Here is an 18,545-nt window from a genome sequence, read left to right as displayed (position 1 = left end):
GACGGCGAGCCGCTCGGCACCGGCGGCTCCGTCCCCGCCCCGGCCGCGTCGGGCCCGCTCCTCCCGGCCGCGCCCCGGCCGGTCCCGCCATGGCCGCCGGAGCCGCCGGAGCCCTCGCCGGAACCGGCGTCCTCCCCCTGCTTCCCCGCGGACTTGCTGGGCGCCGGCTTCGCACCCTCGTCACTGACGCTCATGCAGCCGCTCAGACCGGCACAGGCCGCCACCGCCAGAGCGGTCGCGACCCATCGCACGCGGGTGGGCAATTGGCGCACGGAGGCACCTCCAGGACACAGAAGGGCGGGAACAGCGCGGGCGGAAGACCGCGTTTCGCTGCCCAACTCCCTTTGCACCGCAAGGGACACGCCCCCGCGGAAAGCACCTGCCCCGATCGCACCGCGCCCGGAAGCCCGGAAGCCCGGCCGTCAACCGTCAGCCGTATCCGTATCCGTAGCCGCAACCGTCAGCCGTAGGCGTCAGCCGTAGCCGTCAGCCGTAGCCGAGCGCGTGCAGTCGCTCGTCGTCGATGCCGAAGTGGTGGGCGATCTCGTGGACGACGGTGATCTCGGTCTCCGCCACCACGTCCTCCCGCGACTCGCACATCCGCAGCGTCGGCCCCCGGTAGATCGTGATCCGGTCCGGCAGCACCCCCGCGTACCACTCGCCCCGGTCCGTCAGCGGAGTCCCCTCGTACAGCCCGAGCAGCTCCGGGTCGTCCGGCGCGGGTTCGTCCTCGACGAACACCGCGACGTTGTCCATCAGTCGCGTCAGCTCCGGCGGGATCCGGTCCAGGGCCTCGGCGACAAGCTCCTCGAACTCCTCGCGCGTCATCTCCAGCACCCGGCCATTGTCCCCCCAGGTGAAACCGTTTTGGCGATAGCGGCCGCCATCCCATATGCTTCTCACGTCCCCGACGCGCTGCGAAGCGCGCAGGTGAGCCTCTAGCCCTCATCGTCTAGTGGCCCAGGACGCCGCCCTTTCAAGGCGGTAGCACGGGTTCGAATCCCGTTGGGGGCACGCAACAACCTGTGCGAGACTGTTCTCGCACATCGCAAGGTCCTGTGGAGCAGTTGGTTAGCTCGCCACCCTGTCAAGGTGGAGGTCGCGGGTTCAAGTCCCGTCAGGATCGCTGAGGTCAGCAATGATCTCGTGGCTGGGTAGCTCAGTTGGTACGAGCGATCGCCTGAAAAGCGATAGGTCGCCGGTTCGACCCCGGCCCCAGCCACAAAGAGAAGGCCCCGTTCGAAAGAGCGGGGCCTTTTTCGTGTCCGCCGACCGGAGTACGGGGGTGGGGGTACGGACTGACGTCCGTACCCCCTCACCCAACCCTCAGGCCTCCTCGCCCCGCCGCCCGCGCCGACCGCGCACCGCGAGCACCACCGCGACCACGGCGACCACCGCCACGAGCAGCGCCCAGTCCGGCACCGAACGGCCCACCGAGGCCACCCGCTCCTCCACCGCGAACGAGTCGTCCACCGACAGCAGCCCGGGCAGCGCCGTCGTGCCGTCGAAGGCAAGGAAGAGCCCGCCGAGCACCACGAAGAACAGGCCCGACAGCAGCGACGTCGTGTGCAGCTCGAACCGGCCGGCCCGGACCGTACGGCCCCGCAGCCAGCGGCGCCGGCCCAGCTCGTACCGCTCCCAGAGCAGCGCCAGCAGGAACAGCGGCACGGCCATGCCCAGCGCGTACACCGCGAGCAGCAGGCCGCCGTACGCCGGGCTGCCGCTCAGCGCCGCCACCGTCAGGACGCTGCCGAGGATCGGACCCGCGCAGAAACCGGCGAGGCCGTAGACCAGGCCGAGGGCGTAGACGGAGACCGCCGTCGTGGGGCGGATCCGGCCGCTGACCTGGGCGATCCTGCGTGAGGCGAAGCCCATCCCGAGGATCTGGAGGACGCCGAGCGCGATGATCGTCCAGCCTCCGAGGGCCACCAGCAGGTCCCGGTGGCCGTAGAAGAGCCGCCCGGCGAACGAACCGGCCGCGCCGAGCGGGACGAGCGTGGTCGCGAGTCCGGCATAGAAGATGCCCGTACGGGCCAGCAGCCGGCTCGTCGAGTCGATCGAGTACGCGAAGAAGGCCGGGAGGAGCAGGGCGCTGCACGGGCTGAGGAGGGCGAGGAGACCGCCGAGGAAGGCGGCCAGATAGCCGATGTCGGAGGTCACTCCCCCGCCCCGCCCCCGGTCGTGGCCGGCTTCGACGGCGTCGACGACGGCTTCGGCGCCGCCTTGGCCGCCTTCGCCGCCGCCTCGATCGCGTCCACGAAGGTCTCCATCGGCTGCGCGCCGGCGATCGGCCGCCCGTTGACCAGGAACGACGGGGTGGAGGTGGCTCCCAGCGAGTAGCCCTGCTCCTGGTCCTTGCTCACCGCCGCGCGGGCCGCCGCGCCGTCCGTGTCCTCGGCGAACCGCGCGAGGTCGGGGACCCCGGCCTCCTTCGCGAGCGCGTCGAGCCGGTCCTTGCCGAAGCCCTTCTCCTTGGCGCCCTCGGCGTACGCGGCCTTGTGGAACTCCCAGAACCGGCCCTGCTGCCCCGCCGCCCACGACGCCCGGGCGGCGGCCTCGGACTCCTCACCGAAGATCGGGAAGTTCCGCCACTCGATGCGCAGGGTGCCGTTGTCGACGTACTTCTTGATCAGTTCGGGCTCGGTGTCCCGGGCGAACTTCCCGCAGTAGCCGCACTTGAAGTCGGCGTACTCGATCAGCACCACGGGCGCGTCGGCCCGGCCCAGGGCGAGCTTGTCGGCGGCGTCGCGGCGGGCGTAGGCCTCCAGCTCGGGATAGACGGGCCCGCCGGGCTCCGCGGAGACCTCGGCGGCCGAGGAACCGGACGAGCGGACGGGGGCGGGCGCACCCGCGGTGAACGAGACGACCCCGGCCAGCACGGCGGCCAGGGCAACCCCGGAGATGATCATGATCGGCTTGGACTTGGACATGCGGAAACGCTCCTGAACAGGGAGAAGAGGGGTGGACGACACGCGGACGGCCAGCCCTCTAGACGCGCAGGATCGACAGCTCCACAGGTGACGGAGGCACCAGTTCCGGTGGTTCCGGGCCCGGTGCGGACTCACGTATGTCCTGGTCACAGCCCCAGGCCCCGGCGCCGGCGGCCCGTTCCCCCGCCAGCGCGGGCAGCAGCTCGCCGAAGCCGCTGGGCCGCGGCGGGGTGGCCGGCCGGGCGGCGCCGTCGACGCTCGTCCCCTGACCGCAGCCGGGCGACGTGCTCCCGGCGACCACGAAGGGGGACGGCTCGGCCGCCACGGCCGCCGCACCGGCGCCGCACCCCAGCAGCCCGAGCACCACGCCCACCAGCGCGGCGAGCGCCGCGAGCGCACGGACGGTGCGGGCGGTGCGGGACATGGGGGTGGGGACCTCTCGGCTCGACGTGCCCGAAATATTACGGGTCGCCCCACGGCCGCCCCACGATCGCCCCACGGCCGCCCCACGATCGCCCCACGGGCCGCACCGCCCGTCGCACCACGGGCCGCACGACCGGCCGCACCACGGGCCGCACCGCCCGTCGCACCACGGGCCGCACCGCCCGTCGCACCGCACGGAAATCGGTTCGCCCGTTCTCCGCCCGGGGTGCGATCCTGGATTCCGTATGTCTACTTCCTTCGCCGCCCTCCAGTCCGTCCTGGCCGAGGTCTCGCTGCGGGACGCCCACCGGCTCGGCCGCCGCCTCGAGGGCGCCCGCCGCATCCGCAAGCCCGAGGCCCGTGAGGCCGTCCTGGACGAGATCGCCGCCGAGGCCGGCAAGGCCAAGGAGCGCGTCGACGGCCGGGCCGCCCGCATGCCCGCGGTCACCTACCCCGAGCAGCTGCCCGTCTCGCAGAAGAAGGACGAGATCCTGGAGGCGATACGTGACCACCAGGTCGTGATCGTCGCCGGTGAGACGGGTTCCGGAAAGACCACGCAGATCCCCAAGATCTGTATGGAGCTCGGCCGGGGCGTCCGGGGCATGATCGGTCACACCCAGCCCCGCCGGATCGCCGCCCGCACGGTCGCCGAGCGGGTGGCCGAGGAGCTGAAGACCCCGCTGGGCGAGGCCGTCGGCTGGAAGGTCCGCTTCACCGACCAGGTGAACCCCGACGCGACCTTCGTGAAGCTGATGACGGACGGCATCCTGCTCGCCGAGATCCAGACGGACCGCGAGCTGCGCGCCTACGACACGATCATCATCGACGAGGCCCACGAGCGGTCCCTCAACATCGACTTCCTGCTCGGCTATCTGGCCCAGCTGCTGCCCAAGCGCCCCGACCTCAAGGTCGTCATCACCTCCGCGACCATCGACCCCGAGCGCTTCTCCCGCCACTTCGGCGACGCGCCGATCGTCGAGGTCAGCGGCCGTACGTACCCGGTCGAGGTGCGCTACCGCCCGCTCCTGGAGGAAGACTCCGAGGAGGCGGACCGGGACCAGATCACCGCGATCTGCGACGCCGTCGACGAGCTGCAGGCCGAGGGCCCGGGCGACATCCTCGTCTTCCTCTCCGGCGAGCGGGAGATCCGCGACACCGCGGACGCGCTGCTGAAGAAGCAGCTCCGCAACACCGAGGTCCTCCCCCTCTACGCCCGGCTCTCCCACGCCGAGCAGCACCGCGTCTTCCAGGCCCACACCGGCCGCCGGATCGTCCTCGCCACGAACGTGGCCGAGACCTCGCTGACCGTCCCCGGCATCAAGTACGTCATCGATCCGGGCACCGCCCGCATCTCCCGCTACTCCCACCGGACCAAGGTCCAGCGCCTGCCGATCGAGGCGGTCAGCCAGGCCAGCGCCAACCAGCGCAAGGGCCGCTGCGGCCGTACGTCCGACGGCATCTGCGTCCGGCTCTACTCCGAGGACGACTTCCTCTCCCGCCCGGAGTTCACGGACGCCGAGATCCTGCGGACCAACCTGGCGTCCGTCATCCTCCAGATGACCGCGGCCGGCCTCGGCGAGATCGAGAAGTTCCCCTTCATCGACCCGCCGGACCACCGCAACATCCGCGACGGCGTGCAGCTCCTCCAGGAGCTGGGGGCGATCGACCCCGCCGAGAAGGACCCCAAGAAGCGGCTCACCCAGGCGGGCCGCAAGCTCTCCCAGCTGCCCGTCGACCCCCGCCTGGCCCGGATGGTCCTGGAGGCCGACAAGAACGGCTGCGTACGCGAGGTCATGGTGATCGCCGCCGCGCTCTCCATCCAGGACCCGCGCGAGCGCCCCGCCGAGAAGCAGGCCCAGGCCGACCAGCAGCACGCCCGCTTCAAGGACGAGACGAGCGACTTCCTCGCCTTCCTCAACCTCTGGCGGTACATCCGCGAGCAGCAGAAGGAGCGCGGTTCCAGCTCCTTCCGCCGGATGTGCAAGGCCGAGTACCTGAACTTCCTGCGCATCCGCGAGTGGCAGGACATCTACGCGCAGCTGCGCACGGTCGCCAAGCAGATGGGCATCCACCTCAACGAGGAGGACGCGCCCGAGCAGTCGGTGCACACCTCGCTGCTCGCCGGTCTGCTCTCCCACATCGGCATGAAGGACGTGAAGGAAGGCGCGAAGAACGAGTACCTCGGCGCGCGCAGCGCCAAGTTCGCGGTCTTCCCGGGCTCCGCGCTCTTCAAGAAGCCCCCGCGCTTCATCATGTCCGCCGAGCTGGTGGAGACCTCGCGGCTGTGGGCCCGCGTCAACGCGCGGATCGAGCCCGAGTGGATCGAGCCGCTCGCCCAGCACCTGATCAAGAAGACGTACAGCGAGCCGCACTGGGAGAAGGACCAGGCGGCCGTGATGGCGATCGAGAAGGTCACCCTCTACGGCGTGCCGATCGTCACCGACCGCAAGGTGAACTACGGGCGGATCGACCCCGAGGCCTCCCGCGACCTGTTCATCCGCAACGCGCTCGTCGAGGGCGACTGGCGCACGCACCACAAGTTCTTCGCCGACAACCGCAAGCTCCTCACCGAGGTCGAGGAGCTGGAGCACCGCGCCAGGCGCCGGGACATCCTGGTCGACGACGAGACGCTCTTCGACTTCTACGACAAGCGCGTCCCCGAACACGTGGTGTCCGGTGCGCACTTCGACTCGTGGTGGAAGCACAAGCGGCGCGAGGAGCCGGAGTTCCTCGACTTCGAGCGCGAGATGCTCATCAACGAGAAGGCCGCGGGGGTCACCAAGGCCGACTATCCGGACTCCTGGCGGCAGGGGCCGCTGAAGTTCCGGGTGACGTACCAGTTCGAGCCGGGCGCCGACGCCGACGGTGTGACCGTCCACATCCCGCTCCAGGTGCTCAACCAGGTCACGGACGAGGGCTTCGACTGGCAGATCCCGGGTCTGCGCGAGGAGATCGTCACCGAGCTGATCCGTTCGCTCCCGAAGCCGATCCGCCGCAACTACGTGCCGGCGCCGAACTTCGCGGCCCGCTTCCTCGACTCGGCCGTCCCCCTCCAGGAGCCGCTGCCGGTGACGCTCGCCCGCGAGCTGCACCGGATGGTCGGCGTCCCGGTCACCCCGGACGACTTCGACCTGTCCCGGATCGCCGACCATCTGAAGATCACCTTCCGGATCGTCGACGAGCGGCGGCGCAAGCTGGCCGAGGACAAGGACCTGGAGGCGCTCAAGCTCAAGCTGCGCCCCAAGGCGCGCCAGGCCCTCTCCAAGGCCGCCGCGGCCGCCACGAGCGGCCCTGACGGCTCCGGGCAGTCCCTGGAGCGCACGGGGCTCACCGACTGGACGATCGGCACGCTCACGAGGGTCTTCGAGACCCGGCGGGCCGGGCAGCCGGTCAAGGCGTACCCGGCGCTCGTGGACGCGGGCGACACCGTCTCCGTACGGCTCTTCGACACGGAGGCCGAGCAGGAGCGGGCGATGTGGCAGGGGACGCGGAAGCTGATCCTGCTGAACATCCCGGTGAACCCGGCGAAGTTCGCCTCGGACAAGCTCACCAACCAGCAGAAGCTGGCCCTCTCCAGGAACCCGCACGGCTCGATCCAGGCGCTCTTCGACGACTGCGCGACCGCCGCGGCGGACAAGCTGATCGCCGACCACGGCGGCCCGGTCTGGGACGAGGAGTCCTTCCGGAAGCTGTACGACAAGGTCCGCGCCGATCTCGTGGACACGACCGTGCGGACGGTGGACCAGGTCCAGCAGATCCTGGCCGCCTGGCAGGCCTGCGAGCGCCGCCTGAAGGCGACGAACAGCCTGGCGCTCATCAACAACCTGGCGGACGTGCGCGAGCAGCTCGCCTGGCTGATGCCCACGGGCTTCGTCACGAAGACGGGGCTGAGGCGGCTGCCGGACCTGATGCGCTACCTGGTGGCCGTGGACCGCCGGCTCCAGCAGATGCCGACCGGCGTGCAGCGGGACACCACCCGCATGGAGAAGGTCCACGAGATGCTCGACGAGTACGCCTGGCTGCTCGAACAGCTCCCGCAGGGACGGCCGGTGCCGAAGGAGGTCACCGACATCCGCTGGATGATCGAGGAGCTCCGGGTCAGCTACTTCGCCCACGCCCTGGGCACGGCCCACCCGGTCTCCGACAAGCGGATCGTCAAGGCGATCGACGCCGCCGCGCCGTAGGGGAAGGGGCCGGGAGGTGAAGCGGAGGGGGCCTGCCGGGGGTGTCGCCTTGCGCCGGTTCGACCAGACCCTCTGACCTGCTGTACAGTCTTGTTCGCAGCCCCCACTGAGGGCCGCGAATCAAGGTCCTGTGGAGCAGTTGGTTAGCTCGCCACCCTGTCAAGGTGGAGGTCGCGGGTTCAAGTCCCGTCAGGATCGCTCTCCAAGAAGGCCCGCACCGAACGGTGCGGGCCTTCTTCGTTTCCGCCCGGTGTATTGACGGCGTCGGCCGGACCCCGGTACCCCAGACATCAGGGAAATGGGGGCCCGGACCGGAGGTGGTCACGCATGGCCGCGGCGTCGGCAGCGAGGCACGAGATACGGGCGCTGCTGCGCGCCCATCTGGCGGCCGCGTCCCGCCACGGACACCTCACCCGCCACTGCTCGGTCTGCCACCGCCTCCAGCGGCTCGCCATGGAGGTGGACCGGGCCGCCGAGGAGACCGAGGACGAAAGTCCCACCGGCCCATGACCAACGGCTCGTTGGCGACCGCCGCGGCAGTGGCAGGCTGTACTTGGGCAGTGCTTCGCGGCGCTTTGGCAAGTCCTCGCCAGTGTGACGGGAGTCACGGAAAACCTTTCCCGCACCCCCGCGCTTACACCCTCCCTACATGAGCCCCATTTAATATGTGCAATTGCACCGCACTTCAGGGGCTGGGAGCCGGCACAAAAAAGATCGCGCTGGACCCGGCGGAGTCCAGCGCGATCGATGACGAAGAGCCTGTTGGGGCAGGCGCCTGGTCGGTAGAACGTGGGTGGGCGGTCCAGGTTGGGGGACCCGGAATTGCCCGGTGCTACAGGGTGTTGCGCGTACCTCAGGCCTCGCTGCGCTGCTGCGGAATGCCCGCGAGCAGGGCGCGGACCTCAGCCTCGCGGTAGCGGCGGTGTCCACCCAGGGTGCGGATGGACGTGAGCTTTCCTGCCTTGGCCCAACGGGTCACCGTCTTCGGGTCCACACGGAACATCGTGGCAACCTCGGCGGGGGTCAGCAGCGGCTCGGCATCAGGGGTGCGAGCGGTCATGAGCGGCCTCCTCGGGAGAACCGAACCATCTCGGTTCTTTCCTCTAAATTCTGCACCTTGGCCCGCGTTGCCCGAAATGGCAGAAGCGGGCCGAGTCGGTTATAGGACGAACGGCTTGTCCTCGGCACTACAACTACACCATCCGTCCAGCCACGTCGGCCAAACCGATGGAATTGCCCTCGCAGGTGTTCATCAGCGGCGGAAGTCGATGGACCATGCCATAACGGACAGTCACGCCACTGTGACGATCAGTCACAGAGCGATCAGGAGTCCTCAGACCCCCCATAGAGTGCAATGCTGAGCGTTCCGCCCATAGTTGGACGGAAGGAACCCTCCCCGGACTCCTTGTCCTATTTTGGCACGAGGGAGGGTGAAGGACGCAAGGGCGCAGTAAGTGCTGTCCGTCACGCTTGAGCCAAAGGCCCGGATCGGGACCTACGTCCCAACACTTTCCCCACCTACGTCCCGACGCCCACGCACCAACGTCCCGCCGGACACACAAGCCGCTTAATGATCATTTACATCAGGTCGACGTGTCCTGTCGATGGTCAGTTGGCGAACTGCAGGTTGCGGATCTCCCGCCAGCGCTCCGCGAGCCGCCCGTACGCCTCGCTCGCGGCCTCCCCGTCCCCGTCCTTGAGCGCCGCGATCCCCTCGGCCGCGTCGGCCGCCGACCGGTCACCCGCCAGCCGCTCCGCCGACAGCGCGTGCACCAGACCGCCGTAGTCCAGCTCCACCAGGGAGCGCGGGTGGAACTCCTCAAGCCACCGGCCCACCTCGACCAGGCCCTCGGTCATCGGGCCCTCGTCGATCGCCTCCCGCAGCGCCCGCAGCGCCCGCGCGAGGCGCCGCCGCGCCTGCACCATCGGCGTCCGGTAGCGCATGACCGGCGCCACGCCCCGCGCCCGGTCCCCGGGCACGTACTCCCGCTCCTCGTCCGAGAAGAGGGTGAACCAGCGCACCGGCACCTGCCAGACCGCCGTACGGATCCACGGCCGGGCGTCCGGGTTCCGCTCCCGCCAGCGCTCGTGGTCCGCCGCCACCTGGGCGCGCACCACCGGCGGCAGCATCGCGTCGAGCACCGGCGCCGGCAGCGGCGGCCGCCCCGGCTCGGCGTCCCGCGGCCGCCCCAGCTCCTCCACCGCCAGCAGCGCCCGCATCCGCGTCCGCCACGGGCAGACCACCACCACCCCGTCGACCTCGGCGACGAAGGCGTCCGAGCTCTCCTCGACCGGCACCGGGACCGGCGGGGTCGGCAGCAAGTCCGCCAACGACCGGCGCAGTTCCTCCTGCGCCGTCGGCGTCCTGTCTCTTCGGGCGTACCGCGCCCAGTGCCCGCGCTCCGGCTCGGGGAAGGCCCCCAGCGGCTCGTAGATGCGCAGATAGGAGGCGTACGGAACGAGGACCCTGGAGGCGACCGACATGTCGCGATCCTTCCACGGAGGTACTCCGGGAGGGGGTGATCCTGCGCACTGGGGCGGATCTACGCCCGCGTAGGACTTACCCTTCTGCCGAACCGGTCCCGCCACCACCCGCATGGAGGGGCCGACGTAACCGCCGCTTCGTACTTGGGAGTCACCACCGTGACCGATGTGACCGGCGTTCCTGCTGCTGACGTACTGCACACTCTGTTCCACTCGGAGCAGGGTGGCCACGAGCAAGTCGTGCTCTGCCAGGACCGCGCCTCCGGCCTCAAGGCCGTCATCGCCCTCCACTCCACCGCCCTGGGCCCCGCCCTCGGCGGCACCCGGTTCTACCCCTACGCCTCCGAGGCCGAGGCCGTCGCCGACGCGCTGAACCTCTCCCGGGGCATGTCGTACAAGAACGCCATGGCCGGCCTCGACCACGGCGGCGGCAAGGCCGTGATCATCGGGGACCCCGAGAAGATCAAGACCGAGGAGCTGCTGCTCGCCTACGGGCGCATGGTCGCCTCCCTCGGCGGCCGCTACGTGACGGCCTGCGACGTCGGCACCTACGTCGCCGACATGGACGTCGTCGCCCGGACGAACACCTGGACCACCGGCCGCTCCCCCGAGAACGGCGGCGCCGGCGACTCCTCCGTCCTCACCGCCTTCGGCGTCTTCCAGGGCATGCGCGCCTCCGCCCAGACCCTCTGGGGCGACCCCACGCTCCGCGACCGCAAGGTCGGCGTCGCGGGCGTCGGCAAGGTCGGCCACTACCTGGTCGAGCACCTCCTGGAGGACGGCGCCGAGGTGTACATCACCGATGTGCGCGAGGAGTCGGTGCGCCGGATCACCGACAAGCACCCCCAGGTCAAGGTCGTCGCGGACACCGACGCCCTGATCCGCGTCGAGGGCCTGGAGATCTACGCCCCGTGCGCGCTGGGCGGCGCCCTGAACGACGAGACCGTGCCGGTCCTCACCGCGAAGATCGTCTGCGGCGCGGCCAACAACCAGCTCGCCCACCCCGGTGTCGAGAAGGACCTCGCCGACCGCGGGATCCTCTACGCGCCCGACTACGTGGTCAACGCCGGTGGCGTGATCCAGGTCGCCGACGAGCTGCACGGCTTCGACTTCGACCGGTGCAAGGCGAAGGCCACGAAGATCTTCGACACCACCCTCGAGATCTTCGCGCGTGCGAAGTCGGACGGCATCCCGCCGGCCGCGGCCGCCGACCGGATCGCCGAGCAGCGGATGGCGGACGCCCGCCGAGGCTGAGCGGTGGCCGATTCTTGACGGGGCCGGTCCACCGGACCCGGCCGGGGACCCTGCGGGGCTCGGAGGGGTGAACTTTGTAGGTTCACCCCAATCGAGAGATGACTCACCCCGGTCGGCGGGTCGGCCCTCAAGAAGAGGTTAAAATCGCGATTGACCAGCGAGGACGGGGCTCCTCGAAGGTTCTGTACCGAGGCATGTGATGCGTGCGGCGTACCGTATGGCCACGGAAGCAGGTACCGTTGAAGCCCTACGGACCGGTCTCTCTTCCGAGAGCCCGTTCCGACTCATGAACGCGTGTCAAGACTCTGGGGCCGTCGAGCCCCGTCACCGAGGGGGTCGAGCCATGGGGCGCGGCCGGGCAAAGGCCAAGCAGACGAAGGTCGCCCGCCAGCTGAAGTACAGCAGCGGCGGGACTGACCTGTCGCGTCTGGCCAACGAGCTGGGCGCTTCGACTTCGAGCCAGCCGCCGAATGGCGAGCCGTTCGAGGACGACGACGAGGAAGACGACCCGTACGCGCAGTACGCGGATCTCTACAACACGGACGACGAGGACGAGGACGACGAGTCCGGTCCCGACGCGTCGTCCCGGCGTCGCGCTTGACCTCTTAAAAAGAGCGCTGCTCAACACCGAACCCGGTCCGGATCACCCGGACCGGGTTTCTGTGCGTTCGCAGCGCGGTGCGGAGCACGTGAGGGGGAACGGTGGGTGGGGCCGTGCCCACCCACCGTGCCGGATCGGACCGTGGAGTCGTCTCAGACCGCGTAGTCGCCGATGAGCTCCGCGCCCGTCGTACGGTCGCCGCGCTCGGTGATCTCACCCGCGACCCAGGCCTCGACACCCCGGTCCTCCAGGGTGGCCAGGGCGACCTCCACGGACTCGGCCGGGACGACGGCCATCATGCCGACGCCCATGTTCAGGGTCTTCTCCAGCTCGAGGCGCTCGACCTGTCCGGCCTTGCCGACCAGGTCGAAGATCGCTCCCGGCGCCCAGGTCGAACGGTCGACCACGGCGTGCAGGTCGTCCGGGACGACCCGCGCCAGGTTGGCGGCCAGGCCACCGCCCGTGATGTGGCTGAAGGCGTGCACCTCGGTGGTCCGGGTCAGCGCCAGGCAGTCGAGCGAGTAGATCTTCGTCGGCTCCAGGAGCTCCTCGCCCAGGGTCCGGCCGAGCTCCTCGACGCGCTGGTCGAGGCTCATGCCCGCCCGGTCGAAGAGGACGTGCCGGACGAGCGAGTACCCGTTGGAGTGAAGGCCGGAGGACTCCATCGCGATGACGGCGTCACCCGTACGGATGCGATCGGGGCCGAGGAGACGGTCCGCCTCCACGACGCCCGTACCGGCGCCGGCGACGTCGAAGTCGTCCGGGCCGAGCAGGCCCGGGTGCTCGGCGGTCTCGCCACCGACGAGGGCGGTGCCGGCGAGGACGCAGCCCTCGGCGATGCCCTTGACGATCGCGGCGACCCGCTCGGGGTGGACCTTGCCGACGCAGATGTAGTCGGTCATGAAGAGCGGCTCGGCGCCGCAGACGACGATGTCGTCCATGACCATCGCGACCAGGTCGTGGCCGATGGTGTCGTAGACGCCCATCTGGCGGGCGATGTCGACCTTCGTGCCGACACCGTCGGTGGCGGAGGCGAGCAGCGGACGCTCGTAGCGCTTGAGCGCGGAGGCGTCGAAGAGGCCGGCGAAGCCGCCGAGGCCACCGAGGCCCGCGACCTCGGGGCGCTGCGTCTTCTTCACCCACTCCTTCATGAGCTCGACGGCGCGGTCGCCCGCTTCGATGTCGACGCCCGCACTCGCGTAGCTGGCACCGGTGGTCTGAGACATGGGTTCAGAGCTTTCGTGTCGTACTGCGGGGTGCAGCGGGGTCTTACGGGCGGCGCAGGGCGTCGGCGGCCGCGGTCGCGGCGGGGCCGGCGGCCAGCTCCGTCTCGAGCAGCTGCTTGCCGAGCAGCTCCGGGTCCGGGAGTTCCATCGGGTACTCGCCGTCGAAGCAGGCACGGCAGAGGTTCGGCTTGGCGATGGTGGTCGCCTCGATCATCCCGTCGAGGGAGATGTACGAGAGCGAGTCCGCGCCGAGCGAGGTGCCGATCTCCTCGACGGACATGCCGTTGGCGATCAGCTCCGCGCGGGTGGCGAAGTCGATGCCGAAGAAGCACGGCCACTTCACGGGCGGCGAGGAGATCCGGATGTGGACCTCGGCGGCGCCCGCCTCGCGGAGCATCCGGACGAGGGCGCGCTGGGTGTTGCCGCGGACGATCGAGTCGTCGACGACCACCAGGCGCTTGCCCTTGATGACTTCCTTGAGCGGGTTCAGCTTCAGCCGGATGCCCAGCTGGCGGATGGTCTGCGAGGGCTGGATGAAGGTGCGGCCCACGTAGGCGTTCTTCACCAGACCGGCGCCGAAGGGGATGCCGGAGGCCTCCGCGTACCCGATCGCGGCCGGCGTGCCGGACTCCGGCGTCGCTATGACCAGATCGGCCTCGACGGGTGCCTCCTTGGCGAGGCGACGGCCCATCTCGACGCGGGAGAGGTAGACGTTGCGGCCGGCGATGTCGGTGTCCGGGCGGGCCAGGTACACGTACTCGAAGACGCAGCCCTTGGGCTTCGCTTCCGCGAATCGCGAGGTACGGATGCCGTTCTCGTCGATCGCGATCATCTCGCCCGGCTCGACCTCGCGGACGTAGCTGGCGCCGCAGATGTCGAGAGCGGCGGACTCGGAGGCGACGACCCAGCCGCGCTCCAGACGGCCGAGGACCAGCGGGCGGATGCCCTGCGGGTCGCGGGCCGCGTAGAGCGTGTGCTCGTCCATGAAGACGAGGGAGAAGGCACCCCGGACCTCGGGGAGGATCTTCGCGGCGCCCTGCTCGATGGTGAGCGGCTTGCCGTCCTCGTCGACCTGCGCGGCGAGCAGCGCCGTGAGCAGATCGGTGTCGTTGGTGGCCGCGACGCGAGTCGTGCGGCCTTCCTGCTTGGGCAGGTCGGCGACCATCTCGGCGAGCTGGGCCGTGTTCACCAGGTTGCCGTTGTGGCCGAGCGCGATGGAGCCGTGGGCGGTCGCCCGGAACGTCGGCTGCGCGTTCTCCCACACGGAGGCACCGGTGGTCGAGTAGCGGGCGTGACCGACCGCGATATGACCCTGGAGCGAACCGAGAGAGGTCTCGTCGAAGACCTGGGACACCAGTCCCATGTCCTTGAAGACGAGGATCTGGGAGCCGTTGCTGACCGCGATACCCGCGGATTCCTGGCCCCGATGCTGGAGGGCGTAGAGCCCGAAGTACGTGAGCTTTGCGACCTCTTCACCCGGAGCCCAGACACCGAAGACGCCGCAAGCGTCCTGGGGGCCCTTCTCGCCGGGAAGCAGATCGTGATTGAGTCGACCGTCACCACGTGGCACGTTCCCGAGTGTAGGGGAGGTCGACCACTGGTCCGAATTGGGGAATTGAGAGGGGTCCCCGATTGGTGTGATCGCACAATCTGATCAACAAGGCCTGGTGGGGCCGCCCGCGAGACCCCCGGTGACCAAGGGGCAGAAGGGCTCCAAGGGGTCGGCGACGAGGGCCGCGACACGCTCTACCGGCGAGTAGGTGCGGGCCCGGGAGGCTCCGGGTGTGACGGAGTTCGCAACGGGAGGGCGTCCTGCGGGTGCCGGAACGGCGTCGGGGCGGGGTGCGCGGACGCGTCCGCCTGGGGCGAAGACACGGCCGGACGGGACCGCCCGGGGCGAAGGCGCGGCGGACCGCGGTCCTTCGTGAGACGGGCGTCCCACAGAGCGGGACGGGCGTTGACAGGGGTGTCCTCTCTCGGCCAGGCTCCAGCACCATGCAGCCTCTGCGTGACCGGTCGGTCACCCTCGTGGCGCGCCGACACGTCGACCTGGTCCGTGTCGCCGGCGCGCTCTGTCGCTGCGCCTAGGGGCGGAAAGCCCTAGGCCCCTTCGTTCGGATCTCGTCGGGCTACGGCTCGGGCTCATCGGCCCTGGCCTCTCGCCCTGATACGGCCTGATCCGGCCTGATCCAGGCGAATCGGCCCTCGCCCACCCCTTCAAGCACTCCGCGCCGCCCAGCCACGCCCCCGTCCGGGTCGGGCCGCGCCGCCGCGCGCCCTCGCGCGCCCGCACCCCCTTCACACGCACCGCACCTTCCAAGGAGCCTCCATGCCCACGCCCACGACACCCCTGTCCCGACGCGCCCTCGGCGGCGCCGCCGTCGGGGCGGCCGCCGCCGGCGCGCTCGGTGCCGGCAGCGGGACCGCGCACGCCGGGACCGCGCACGCCGCGGCCGCCGAGGAGCGGGAGTTCCGTGCCGCGGCCGGGCGGCGCTCCCGGCGGCCGAACATCCTGTTCATCCTCGGCGACGACCTCGGCTGGGCCGACCTCTCCTCGTACGGCTCCCCGCACATCCGCACCCCCCACCTCGACCGGCTCGCCCGCCAGGGCGTCCGCTTCACCGACGCCTACTCCGGCTCCGCGACCTGCTCCCCGACCCGGTTCTCCCTCTACACGGGCCGCTTCCCCGGCCGTACGAAGGGCGGTCTCGCCGAGCCGATCGCCGACAAGTCCGTCGGCCTGGAGCCCACCCACCCCACGCTCGCCTCGCGACTGCGCGAGACCGGCTACGCCACCGCGCTGATCGGCAAGTGGCACTGCGGCTACCTGCCCGACTACTCCCCCACACGCTCGGGCTGGGACGAGTTCTTCGGCAACTTCGGCGGAGCCCTGGAGTACTACTCCAAGCTCGGCCTCGGCGGCGAGTACGACCTCTACGAGGGCGACGCCCAGTACAAGGACCTGCGCTACTACACCCGGATCCTGACGGAGCGGGCGAGCGAGTACGTCGCCCGGGACCACGACCGGCCCTGGCTGCTCAACCTGAACTTCACCACCCCGCACTGGCCCTGGATCGCCGACGGCGACGAGGAGGCGAGCGCCGAGATCGTCCGGCGGATCAAGGCCGGCGACCGGAGCGCGCTCTGGCACCAGGACGGCGGGTCCATAGCCAAGTACAAGGAGATGGTCGAGGACCTCGACCGGTCGATCGGCACGGTCCTCGCCGCGCTGAAGCGGTCCGGGCAGGAGGAGGACACCCTCGTCTTCTTCGCCAGCGACAACGGCGGCGAGCGCTTCTCCTACAACTGGCCGCTGGCCGGCAACAAGGGCTCGCTCCAGGAGGGCGGCATCCGCGTCCCCTCGATCCTGCGCTGGCCCGCCCGGATCGACGGCGGCCAGGTCAGCCGGGTGCCCGTGTACAGCCCCGACTGGACGGCGACCCTCCTCGAACTGGGCGGCGCCCGCCCCCACCCGGCGTACCCGCTCGACGGGACGAGCCTCGCCGGGTACCTGCTGCGCGGCGAGCGGGTCCGCGAGCGGGACCTGTTCTGGCGGGTGCGGGGCGAGCGGGCGCTGCGCCGCGGCCCGTGGAAGTACTACCGCGGCAAGAGCGGCCGTGACCAGCTGTTCCACCTCGCCGAGGACGTCCGAGAGCAGGCGGACCGGGCACCGTTCGAGCGGGACCGGCTGGCCGAGCTGCGGGCGGCGTGGGAGCGGACGGACGCGGGGCTGCTCCCGTACCCGAGCTAACCCTTCTTCGGGGCCGTCGTCGCCGAGAAGCCCTCGCCGTCGGCGGCCGTGAGGGTCAGCGTGCGGTGACCGAGCTCGTACGAGAGCGGTCCGTCGAGGAGCTCGTACAGCTTGGTCTCCAGCTGCATCTGCGGGCCCGAGCAGATCATGCGCGTGGTCACGACCGGTCCGGTGACCGTGAGGGTGTCAGGGGTGACCTTCGCGGTGGCCGTGAACCGGTTGCAGCCCAGGTTGCCCCGGACCCGGCCGTCCTTGTCGATGACGAACGTGGCCTTGCCCTCGCTGCCCTTTGGCAGCGAGGTGGCCGTCTCGCCGGAGAGCAGGGAGTCGACGGTCCAGGTGGTGCCGTTGAGCGGGGCCGGCGGTTCGGAGGTCAGCGCGACGGTGTTCTTGCCGTCGGGCGAGGTGAGGGTGAGCCGGTCGCCGTCGAGCTTGGCCTTCATCGAGCCCGTGAGGACCTTCTGGAGCACCGCCTCGAAGGCTCCGCGCTCACCGGAGCACGCCATCTCGGTGCCCTGGCCCTGCTTCACGGTGACCGTGTCGCCCTGCACCGATACCTCGGCGCCGAAACCGTTGCAACCACTGTTGCCCGACGCCTTGCCGTCCTTGGCGATCTCGATGTGGGCGCCGTCGGGCGCCCGGCTCTCCTCGCCCGCCGTCGTCACGGTCTCGAACTTCCAGTGGACGCCGGTGACGGGCACGTCGGGCGCGACGGTTCCGGCTCCGGCGCCGGAGCCGGGATCGGAGCCGGACTTCTGGGTGCCGCACGCCGAGAGCACGACGAGCGAGGCCAGGACGGCGGCGGCTGCGGTGGTGCGTGTCTTCAGCATGGGGATGGGACGGGCGAACGGTACGGACGGTTCCGTACGGCTCCGGGAAGTCTGCGGGGAGTCACCCCATCAGCGGCAGCAGGGCGGCGAGGTCCGCCCGTTCCCCGCTGGCGCCGACGCGCGCCGCGTCCAGTTCCTCGGCCCACCGCGCCCGGCCGGTCGCGAGCCGGAGCCAGGTCAGCGGGTCGGTCTCCACGACGTTGGGCGGAGTGCCCCGGGTGTGCCGGGGGCCCGCCACGCACTGGACGACCGCGAAGGGCGGGATCCGCACCTCGACCGCCCCGCCGGGCGCCTTGACCGCGAGCGCGTCGGCGAGCAGCCGGGTGGAGGCGGCCAGGGCCTGCCGGTCGATCGGCACGTCCAGGCCGGTCGCCGCGTTCAGGTCGTCGGTGTGGACGACGAGTTCGACGGCACGGGTGACGAGGAAGTCCGCGAGTCGCATCGCGCCGAAGCGCATCGGGACGAGCCGCTCGTCGGGGACTCCGGCGATCCGCTCCTGGTACAGCGCGGCCGTCCGCGCGAACAGGCCGGGCAGATCGGCGGTGTCGATCGCCCGGGTGTCCTCGTCGATCCGGGCGGCGGCCGTCGCGGTCGCCGAGGGCCAGTCGAGCAGCGCGAGTTCCGGCCCGGCCGGCTGGGGCTCGCCCAGCGCGCGGGCGACGGCGCCGACCGCCATCGTCATGTGTGCCGCCAGGTCCCGTACGGTCCACTCCCCCAGCCGCGTCGGCCCGTCGAGCTGCTCGGGCGTGAGCGTCTCCACCGCCGTCCGCACGTTCCCGAACTGGGCGAGCACGGCGGCCCGGGTCTTGGCGGAGTCGTAGCTGCGGGTGCGCTTCTTGGCCGGTGGCATGGGGGCGAGCGT

At 70.6% G+C, this 18,545-nt stretch carries 16 protein-coding genes, 4 tRNA genes and 1 pseudogene; 10 read left to right on the top strand and 11 right to left on the bottom strand.

The features are described from left to right. Nucleotides 1-194, bottom strand: a pseudogene (locus AB0E14_RS32230) (hypothetical protein); the annotation flags it as partial. Between the two features lie 292 nt (nucleotides 195-486). Then, a complete protein-coding gene (locus AB0E14_RS32225) occupies nucleotides 487-837 on the bottom strand; it encodes a metallopeptidase family protein (RefSeq protein ID WP_260230806.1) in 351 nt (116 codons plus the stop codon). Nucleotides 838-941: 104 nt separating this feature from the next. Here AB0E14_RS32225 and AB0E14_RS32220 point away from each other — a divergent pair. The 3 genes from AB0E14_RS32220 (at nucleotide 942) to AB0E14_RS32210 (ending at nucleotide 1,222) form a co-directional block, all read left to right on the top strand. Continuing rightward, nucleotides 942-1,014, top strand: a tRNA-Glu gene (locus tag AB0E14_RS32220). Between the two features lie 38 nt (nucleotides 1,015-1,052). Continuing rightward, a tRNA-Asp gene (locus AB0E14_RS32215) sits at nucleotides 1,053-1,126 on the top strand. A gap of 22 nt (nucleotides 1,127-1,148) precedes the next feature. After that, nucleotides 1,149-1,222 (top strand) — tRNA-Phe (locus AB0E14_RS32210). 104 nt (nucleotides 1,223-1,326) lie between these two features. On the opposite strand, the gene AB0E14_RS32205 is transcribed toward AB0E14_RS32210, so the two are convergent. The 3 genes from AB0E14_RS32205 to AB0E14_RS32195 are packed head-to-tail and all read right to left on the bottom strand — an operon-like array spanning nucleotide 1,327 to nucleotide 3,354. Beyond that, entirely contained in the window at nucleotides 1,327-2,160 is an 834-nt protein-coding gene (locus tag AB0E14_RS32205) for a cytochrome c biogenesis CcdA family protein (protein WP_362426300.1), read from the bottom strand. After that, nucleotides 2,157-2,930, bottom strand: coding sequence for a DsbA family protein (locus AB0E14_RS32200; RefSeq protein WP_362426297.1), 774 nt, complete (start codon nucleotides 2,928-2,930; stop codon nucleotides 2,157-2,159). The genes AB0E14_RS32205 and AB0E14_RS32200 overlap by 4 nt, the downstream gene beginning before the upstream one ends. A gap of 58 nt (nucleotides 2,931-2,988) precedes the next feature. Next, nucleotides 2,989-3,354, bottom strand: coding sequence for a hypothetical protein (locus tag AB0E14_RS32195; protein WP_362426294.1), 366 nt, complete (start codon nucleotides 3,352-3,354; stop codon nucleotides 2,989-2,991). 244 nt (nucleotides 3,355-3,598) lie between these two features. Here AB0E14_RS32195 and hrpA point away from each other — a divergent pair, with 244 nt between their 5' ends. The 3 genes from hrpA (at nucleotide 3,599) to AB0E14_RS32180 (ending at nucleotide 8,047) form a co-directional block, all read left to right on the top strand. Next, on the top strand, nucleotides 3,599-7,537 hold the full coding sequence (gene hrpA, locus AB0E14_RS32190) for an ATP-dependent RNA helicase HrpA (protein WP_362426291.1): 3,939 nt from the start codon (nucleotides 3,599-3,601) through the stop codon (nucleotides 7,535-7,537). 124 nt (nucleotides 7,538-7,661) lie between these two features. Further along, nucleotides 7,662-7,735: transfer RNA gene (locus AB0E14_RS32185), tRNA-Asp, on the top strand. Between the two features lie 129 nt (nucleotides 7,736-7,864). Next, nucleotides 7,865-8,047, top strand: a complete 183-nt coding sequence (locus AB0E14_RS32180) for a DUF6274 family protein (protein ID WP_362426288.1) — start codon at nucleotides 7,865-7,867, stop codon at nucleotides 8,045-8,047. A 343-nt stretch (nucleotides 8,048-8,390) separates the two neighbouring features. On the opposite strand, the gene bldC is transcribed toward AB0E14_RS32180, so the two are convergent. Together bldC and AB0E14_RS32170 are read right to left on the bottom strand one after the other, a co-directional pair. After that, nucleotides 8,391-8,597, bottom strand: a complete 207-nt coding sequence (bldC, locus tag AB0E14_RS32175) for a developmental transcriptional regulator BldC (protein WP_003949541.1) — start codon at nucleotides 8,595-8,597, stop codon at nucleotides 8,391-8,393. Between the two features lie 548 nt (nucleotides 8,598-9,145). Further along, nucleotides 9,146-10,021 carry a hypothetical protein gene (locus AB0E14_RS32170; RefSeq protein ID WP_362426285.1) on the bottom strand — a complete coding sequence of 292 codons (876 nt, stop codon included), beginning with the start codon at nucleotides 10,019-10,021 and terminating at the stop codon, nucleotides 9,146-9,148. A gap of 159 nt (nucleotides 10,022-10,180) precedes the next feature. Between AB0E14_RS32170 and AB0E14_RS32165 the strand changes: the two genes are divergently transcribed. Next, nucleotides 10,181-11,275, top strand: coding sequence for a Glu/Leu/Phe/Val dehydrogenase dimerization domain-containing protein (locus AB0E14_RS32165; RefSeq protein WP_362426282.1), 1,095 nt, complete (start codon nucleotides 10,181-10,183; stop codon nucleotides 11,273-11,275). Between the two features lie 343 nt (nucleotides 11,276-11,618). Next, nucleotides 11,619-11,876, top strand: coding sequence for a DUF3073 domain-containing protein (locus AB0E14_RS32160; protein WP_260230816.1), 258 nt, complete (start codon nucleotides 11,619-11,621; stop codon nucleotides 11,874-11,876). A 152-nt stretch (nucleotides 11,877-12,028) separates the two neighbouring features. Here AB0E14_RS32160 and purM read toward each other — a convergent pair whose 3' ends face one another. Together purM and purF are read right to left on the bottom strand one after the other, a co-directional pair. Beyond that, complete coding sequence (purM, locus tag AB0E14_RS32155) at nucleotides 12,029-13,102, bottom strand: phosphoribosylformylglycinamidine cyclo-ligase (RefSeq protein WP_362426277.1); 1,074 nt, start codon at nucleotides 13,100-13,102, stop codon at nucleotides 12,029-12,031. A 43-nt stretch (nucleotides 13,103-13,145) separates the two neighbouring features. Further along, nucleotides 13,146-14,672: an amidophosphoribosyltransferase gene (gene purF / locus AB0E14_RS32150; RefSeq protein ID WP_362426274.1), complete on the bottom strand. Its 1,527-nt coding sequence runs from the start codon at nucleotides 14,670-14,672 to the stop codon at nucleotides 13,146-13,148. Between the two features lie 425 nt (nucleotides 14,673-15,097). On the opposite strand from purF, the gene AB0E14_RS32145 reads away from it, so the two are divergent. Continuing rightward, the gene (locus AB0E14_RS32145; RefSeq protein WP_361849886.1) at nucleotides 15,098-15,190 is read left to right on the top strand and encodes a putative leader peptide; all 93 of its coding nucleotides are present in this window, start codon (nucleotides 15,098-15,100) and stop codon (nucleotides 15,188-15,190) included. A gap of 241 nt (nucleotides 15,191-15,431) precedes the next feature. Then, nucleotides 15,432-16,853 (top strand): sulfatase-like hydrolase/transferase, encoded by a 1,422-nt coding sequence (locus AB0E14_RS32140; protein WP_362426270.1) that lies wholly within the window; start codon nucleotides 15,432-15,434, stop codon nucleotides 16,851-16,853. Here the strand turns inward: AB0E14_RS32140 and AB0E14_RS32135 are convergent. After that, a complete protein-coding gene (locus AB0E14_RS32135; protein ID WP_362426267.1) occupies nucleotides 16,850-17,683 on the bottom strand; it encodes an META domain-containing protein in 834 nt (277 codons plus the stop codon). The two genes, AB0E14_RS32140 and AB0E14_RS32135, sit on opposite strands and share 4 nt — an antisense overlap. 61 nt (nucleotides 17,684-17,744) lie before the next feature. Continuing rightward, nucleotides 17,745-18,533, bottom strand: coding sequence for a sterol carrier family protein (locus AB0E14_RS32130; protein ID WP_362426264.1), 789 nt, complete (start codon nucleotides 18,531-18,533; stop codon nucleotides 17,745-17,747). Nucleotides 18,534-18,545 lie beyond the last annotated feature (12 nt).

This window comes from Streptomyces sp. NPDC047981 (assembly GCF_040653315.1).
Classification (GTDB): domain Bacteria; phylum Actinomycetota; class Actinomycetes; order Streptomycetales; family Streptomycetaceae; genus Streptomyces.
The sequence above is the reverse complement of the archived record's forward strand: the minus strand, read 5'-3'. Positions and strand labels throughout refer to the sequence as shown.